The organism is Flavobacterium sp., assembly GCF_050696275.1.
GTDB lineage: Bacteria > Bacteroidota > Bacteroidia > Flavobacteriales > Flavobacteriaceae > Flavobacterium.
In genome coordinates this window covers 102,960-109,440 of record NZ_JBOGUT010000010.1, presented here as the reverse complement: position 1 = coordinate 109,440, position 6,481 = coordinate 102,960, and the positions used below count along the sequence as shown (strand labels likewise).

The window sequence follows — 6,481 nt, the reverse complement described above, 5'->3', positions numbered from 1 at the left end:
TATTTTGTTTCAAGTTGAAGACTATTTGTTTCAAGTTAGAGGATGTTTATTCTAAATGGAAGCTATTTTGTTTTAAGTTGAAACTACTTTATTTCAAGTTAGAGAATGTTTATTTTAAATAGAAGCTACTTTGTTTTAAGTTGAAACGACTTCTCTGTAATATAAAGGACTTTCTTTTTAAAAGAAAAAACGTCTTGTTCCGGAAAACATTTTTTGTATTCCGGAACAAGACGTTTTTTTCACATTAAGTAATACTTCCGTATTAAATTATTTATCCAAAAAATCGTTTTTGGAAGTGGCCAGTTTAACAATCAGCATCACTCCTGAAAAGGCTTCCATCAGCATACCAACAAGTAACAGTTCAGAGGCTCCCGTCCAATGCATTATTTTTAATAACGCTCCAAGAGTTGTAATAATCGAGGCCAAAACGAAAATAATAATAATGTGTTTGTATTTCATGTTAATTTCTTTTTTCAAATGGGGTTATAGTTCCTTTTTCTAAGTATTGCTTCATTTGGCGTAACAAATTTGCCCAGCAATAACTGGTAATCCTAAATTCTTTATCGGTGTTTTGCCAATTGGTATGGTAAAATTGCACGTAAGTCTGATTTGGTTTTTCTTCGGTTAAAATAAATCCGAAGCGAGTTGGCAACCATTCTTCCATGGCCTTGGTCATCGTAAATTCAATTTGCCCGTTGTTTTTAAGTTGTGTGATTTCGGCATACCAATCATATTCTTCCGCAAAATACAAATGATAAATAGAACCCAATTCCGGCGTTCCGCTACAGCGCAATGTCCACCAATCATTTAATTTATTAGGCAGACTGACAGCTTCAAAAACTTTCTCTTTTGAAACATTAATCTGAAAATCATGTAGTATTGTGTACATCTGAATTTTTTTATTCGTTATCAATAATTTTTTCGATTCGTTTATCCGGAATAAGCCATATCAGAGCTACTAAAAGATAAATCACACCGGAAAACAGCGGACTGAAATAAGCACATCCAATTCCAGTTAAATACAGAATAGGAGAAAGCTTCCCTTTGTAATCTTTCCCAATTGCTTTTGCCAAAATGGAATTTGGACCGTGTTTTTTTATAATGATATTTTGCAGGATAAAATAGGCAATTCCGGCCATAAGAAGGTTAACACCATACAATAACATTGGAAAAGGAGCGGTATAATTTTCACCCATCCAAGCGGTTACAAACGGAATTAAGGATAACCAAAACAACAAATGCAGGTTAGCCCAAAGAATAGCCCCAGAAATCTGCTTTACGGTATGCATCATGTGATGGTGGTTGTTCCAGTAAATACCAATATAGATAAAGCTCAATATATAACTCAGGAAAATAGGGATGAGAGGTTTTAATGAGTTAAAATCTGCTCCTTCAGGCACTTTCAATTCCAGAACCATAATGGTGATAATAATGGCTAATACACCATCGCTAAAGGCTTCCAAACGAGTTTTATTCATGATTGTATTGTCTTATTTTTTTAATGAGGAAATCGATCTCCAATTAAATTAAGCTGGATATCGTGTTCTAAATAGGCCTTTAATCCGGCTAAAACTAACGTAAAACCTTCTGTAGCATCCCGAACTTGAGAAATAAGTTGGTCCGGATCTCCTTTAAAACCATTATTTACAATACTAACGAAAGTAGCAGTAGAATTAATAGGTTTAAAAGTCCATTCTACTGTTGTGGTTTCATTATAATTTCCCCATTCAGCACTGATGAATTCATTTTGCCGGACATCTTTAATAAAAACAGAGACAGTGTGGTTATACATTTCCCACGTCCAATCAATTTTAGCACCGGTTTCAACTCTTCCCGAACTTTTGGTAAACCAGAATTTACTTGTGATTTCCGGATTAACAAAGGCTCCAAATACATCAGAAACAGGTTTCCGGATAAGCATTTCGGCCATGGCAAAATTTGAATCTACTGGTTTCATGTTACAGTTTTTTATATTATCTAACTCAATGTTTTATGAATTCTTCGCTTATGATGGGTTTGTTTTAAATCATTGTCACCCGAAATAATGCTGATATTCCCATCTACTTCAAGCATGGCTAATTTTACTTCTTTATAATATTGGACACCATGTTCTCTCATAGCTTCTTCCAATTCTTCGGAAGTAATTCCCAGTCTTGCCAGTGTTTTAAATTCAATTTTACCACTATGGATTAGAATCTCAGGCCTTTCTTGAATAAAATCATTTATAATTTGTGATTTAAACATGATTTTTTTTAATACAAAACTCATCAAAAACAATGCAAATGCTGCTAATAATCCGCCAAGAAGACTGGTATTGCTTCCCACCATGGCATTCTGAACGGAATTACTTATCAGAAGAACTAAAATTACATCGGCAGTATTAAGCTGTGATAATTCCTTCTTACCAAAAAAACGCAAAGCCAGTACCATAAAAAAATATACGGCTGCACTTCTTAGAATAATCTCAAGATAAGGATTCATAGACAATTAGGTCCATTTAAAGTTTTTTTCAATTGCTTTGATCATTTCTCCGGCAATATCTTTTTGGGTAGCGCCTTCAATCCCTTCCAGACCGGGTGAAGAGTTTACTTCAAGCAATAATGGTCCTTTTGCCGAACGGATAATATCAACTCCGGCCACTTTCAAGTTCATTGCTTTAGAAGCTTTGATGGCAATTCGTTTTTCTTCGGAGGTGACTTTTACTATAGAAGCAGTTCCTCCCATGTGAATATTCGCTCTGAATTCCCCAGGTGCAGCCTCTCTTTGCATTGCGGCAACGACTTTTCCGTCAACAACAAATAGCCGCAAATCTTTTCCATTAGCTTCTTTGATGAATTCCTGAACTAAGATATTAGCATTTAAGCTTTTAAAAGCATTAATTACAGATTCGGCTGCTTTTTTGGTTTCCGCCAAAACAACTCCTTTTCCCTGTGTCCCTTCCAATAATTTTACGATTAAAGGAGAACCACCCACCATTTTAATCAAATCGTCAGTGTCTAATGGGGAATTGGCAAATCCTGTGGTCGGAATATCGACTCCGTTGTTTAGTAATAATTGCAGTGAATATAATTTGTCGCGCGATTGCGTAATGGCTGAAGCCGAATTAAGCGCAAAAACTTTCAATGATTCGAAATGTCTGGTCAGTGCACAACCATAATACGTCATGCTGGGTCTGATTCTTGGAATTACAGCGTCAAAATCATCCAAAACTCTTCCTCCACGATAATGTATTTCGGGTTTCGTAGCGTCAAGCTTCATGTAGCAATACTTCAAATTTAGAAAATGCATCTCATGACCACGCATTTCACCTGCTTCAATAATCCTTTTATTGCTGTACAGTTCAGGATTGCTGGCTAGTAAGCCAATTTTTAAACCTTTTTTATTGGTTTCAGTATAATAATGCGTTTTTAGGTTTTCTGCAGAAGGCTGACCCAATTGAAATTTTTTTTCGGGATCAACAATTAAACGTCCCAACATGGCTTCACGTCCCAAAAGCATACGGTAACCCATTGAATCACGATTAGTTAATGTGAGTTCAACGCTCCAAGTGTCATCTCCAAGGTGAAGTTCGGTTCTGATTACGTATCTTTTTTCTCTGAATCCGCTTGAGCTTTTTACAACTCGTTGATCAATAAGCTGCGCTTCACAGTGAATAACTGCTTTTTCGTTATTTTGTAAAGGATTGATATCAAATTGAATCCAATCCGTTCCGTGTTTTTGAAATATTTTTATGTTTACTGCATGTAACGCCGAAGTTTTGGCACCAGAATCCACACGAGCTTTAATAAATGGAATTTTTAGCGTAGGGAAGGAGCACCATTCTTCGCTTCCTACAATTGCTTTTTCAGACATGATAATTAAATTTCAGCATCTAAATTAGTACTTTTTTCTTTAAAAAGAAAAAACCTACTTAATTAGTAGGTTTTTCTGCTTTTATGATAGAAACTTTGAGTTCTTGTGAGTTGGAATCTAAATCCATTTCAATTTTATCGCCTTCATGTATTTTAGAAGTGATAATCTCCTCGGCGAGTATATCTTCCACATATTTCTGAATGGCTCTTTTTAATGGACGGGCTCCAAATTGCCTGTCAAAACCTTTCTCAGCAATATAAGCTTTGGCCTCATCAGATAATGAAAGTGAGTAACCTAAATCTTTCACACGAGCATATAATTTATTTAATTCGATTTCTATAATTGAATTGATATCTTCTTTTTCAAGGGCGTTAAATACAATTACATCATCAATTCTATTCAAAAATTCAGGAGCAAAAGTTTTTTTCAATGCATTTTCGATAATGCTTTTTGAATTTTCATCTGCTTGAGAAATTTTAGCGGCAGTACCAAAACCTACTCCCTGCCCGAAATCTTTCAATTGACGGGCACCCACATTAGAGGTCATGATGATAATTGTATTTCTGAAATCAATTTTACGGCCTAAACTATCGGTTAAATAACCATCATCAAGAACTTGCAGCATCATGTTGAAAACATCCGGATGTGCTTTTTCAATTTCGTCAAGAAGCACAACGCAATAAGGTTTGCGACGCACTTTTTCGGTTAATTGTCCGCCTTCTTCATAACCAACATAACCTGGAGGTGCTCCAACTAAGCGGGATATAGAGAATTTTTCCATGTATTCACTCATATCAAGACGAACTAAAGCATCTTCTGAGTCAAATAATTCTTTAGCAAGAACTTTGGCTAATTGGGTTTTACCAACACCTGTCTGACCTAAGAAAATAAACGAACCGATTGGTTTGTTAGGATCCTTTAATCCGGCACGATTACGTTGGATAGAACGAGCAATTTTAAGAACTGCTTCATTTTGCCCAATTACTTTATGTTGAATTAATTCAGGTAAATTGGCCAGTTTATTGCTTTCAGTTTGAGCAATTCGGTTAACAGGAATTCCTGTCATCATCGAAACCACATCGGCAACATTGTCTTCGGTTACCTGGATTCGGTTGTTTTTCGAATCTTCTTCCCAAAGTTCTTGAGCCATAGCCAAATCTTTCTCCAATTTTTTCTCGTCATCACGGAGTTTTGCCGCCTCTTCGTATTTCTGACGCTTAACAACCGTATTTTTTAATTCACGTACTTCTTCTAATTGACGTTCTAAATCTAAAATTTGTTTTGGAACATCAATATTGGTGATGTGTACGCGAGAACCGGCTTCGTCAAGAGCATCAATAGCTTTGTCCGGTAAAAAACGTTCAGACATATATCTGTCAGTTAATTTTACACAAGCTTCAATCGCTTCCGGAGTATAAATTACGTTATGATGATCTTCGTATTTATTTTTAATGTTATTCAAAATGGTAATCGTTTCTTCAACACTTGTTGGGTTCACAATTACTTTCTGGAAACGTCTTTCAAGCGCACCGTCTTTTTCAATATACTGACGATATTCATCAAGAGTTGTGGCTCCAATACATTGGATTTCTCCTCTTGCCAAGGCAGGTTTAAACATATTCGAAGCATCTAAGGAACCTGTTGCTCCACCGGCACCTACGATAGTGTGAATTTCATCAATAAAAAGAATGATATCGTCGTTTTTCTCTAATTCATTCATTACCGCTTTCATGCGTTCTTCAAATTGTCCTCTGTATTTAGTTCCGGCAACAAGGCTTGCTAAATCTAAAGTAACAACACGTTTTCCGTATAAAATTCGGGATACTTTCTTTTGAATGATACGCAGTGCCAATCCTTCAGCTATCGCAGATTTACCTACTCCGGGTTCCCCTATAAGTAGTGGATTGTTCTTTTTTCTGCGGCTTAAAATTTGTGAAACACGTTCAATTTCCTTTTCACGGCCTACTACAGGGTCTAATTTACCTTCTTCGGCCATTTCTGTTAAGTCTCTTCCGAAGTTGTCTAAAACCGGTGTTTTCGATTTTTTATTCGATTTGTTGGCAGGATTATTGAAGTTTCCTTCTTTTAAACTGTCATCTTGTCCTGAATCGTCATTATAAGACGATTCGTTTTTAGGAAAATTATCCTGAAAATCTTCTTCGTTTGGCATCATAGTTAAATATTGTTCTTTGGCTACATCGTAGTCGATTTTTAATTTATTAAGCAATTTTGTTGTAGGGTCATTTTCGTTGCGTAAGATACATAACAGCAAATGAGCCGTACTTATTGAAGAGCTCTGAAAAACTTTAGCTTCTAAAAAAGTTGTTTTAAGTGCCCTCTCGGCCTGTCTCGTCAGATGCAAATTTTTCTTATCGTTTCCGGCTACAGGGTTAGGATTTGCGGGACTAAGGATTTCTACTTTTCTGCGTAAATGTTCTAAATCTACAGACAGATTATTTAAAATATTAATAGCTGACCCATTTCCATCACGCAAAATACCTAACATTAAATGTTCAGTACCAATAAAATCATGGCCTAAACGCAATGCTTCTTCCTTACTGTAAGTAATAACATCTTTTACCCTTGGTGAAAAATTATCGTCCATAATAGTGTGGTTATTAATGTAAAT

The 6,481-nt window shown here is 35.8% G+C and carries 7 protein-coding genes; all 7 read right to left on the bottom strand.

Translation table 11 applies throughout. The features are described from left to right. Window positions 1-267 precede the first annotated feature (267 nt). From ACRDEC_RS07535 to ACRDEC_RS07505, 7 genes are read right to left on the bottom strand one after another with little or no spacing between them, the layout of a single operon-like run. Complete coding sequence (locus ACRDEC_RS07535; protein ID WP_431497724.1) at window positions 268-459, bottom strand: GldL-related protein; 192 nt, start codon at window positions 457-459, stop codon at window positions 268-270. 1 nt (window position 460) lies between these two features. Then, on the bottom strand, window positions 461-889 hold the full coding sequence (locus ACRDEC_RS07530) for an SRPBCC family protein (RefSeq protein ID WP_431497723.1): 429 nt from the start codon (window positions 887-889) through the stop codon (window positions 461-463). Window positions 890-899: 10 nt separating this feature from the next. After that, on the bottom strand, window positions 900-1,478 hold the full coding sequence (locus ACRDEC_RS07525; RefSeq protein WP_431497722.1) for a TMEM175 family protein: 579 nt from the start codon (window positions 1,476-1,478) through the stop codon (window positions 900-902). Window positions 1,479-1,498: 20 nt separating this feature from the next. Beyond that, entirely contained in the window at window positions 1,499-1,957 is a 459-nt protein-coding gene (locus ACRDEC_RS07520) for an SRPBCC family protein (RefSeq protein WP_431497721.1), read from the bottom strand. A gap of 20 nt (window positions 1,958-1,977) precedes the next feature. Continuing rightward, window positions 1,978-2,481, bottom strand: coding sequence for a DUF421 domain-containing protein (locus tag ACRDEC_RS07515; protein ID WP_431497720.1), 504 nt, complete (start codon window positions 2,479-2,481; stop codon window positions 1,978-1,980). Between the two features lie 6 nt (window positions 2,482-2,487). After that, complete coding sequence (gene rimK, locus ACRDEC_RS07510) at window positions 2,488-3,852, bottom strand: 30S ribosomal protein S6--L-glutamate ligase (protein WP_431497719.1); 1,365 nt, start codon at window positions 3,850-3,852, stop codon at window positions 2,488-2,490. A 58-nt stretch (window positions 3,853-3,910) separates the two neighbouring features. Continuing rightward, a complete protein-coding gene (locus ACRDEC_RS07505; protein ID WP_431497718.1) occupies window positions 3,911-6,457 on the bottom strand; it encodes an ATP-dependent Clp protease ATP-binding subunit in 2,547 nt (848 codons plus the stop codon). Window positions 6,458-6,481: the final 24 nt, after the last annotated feature.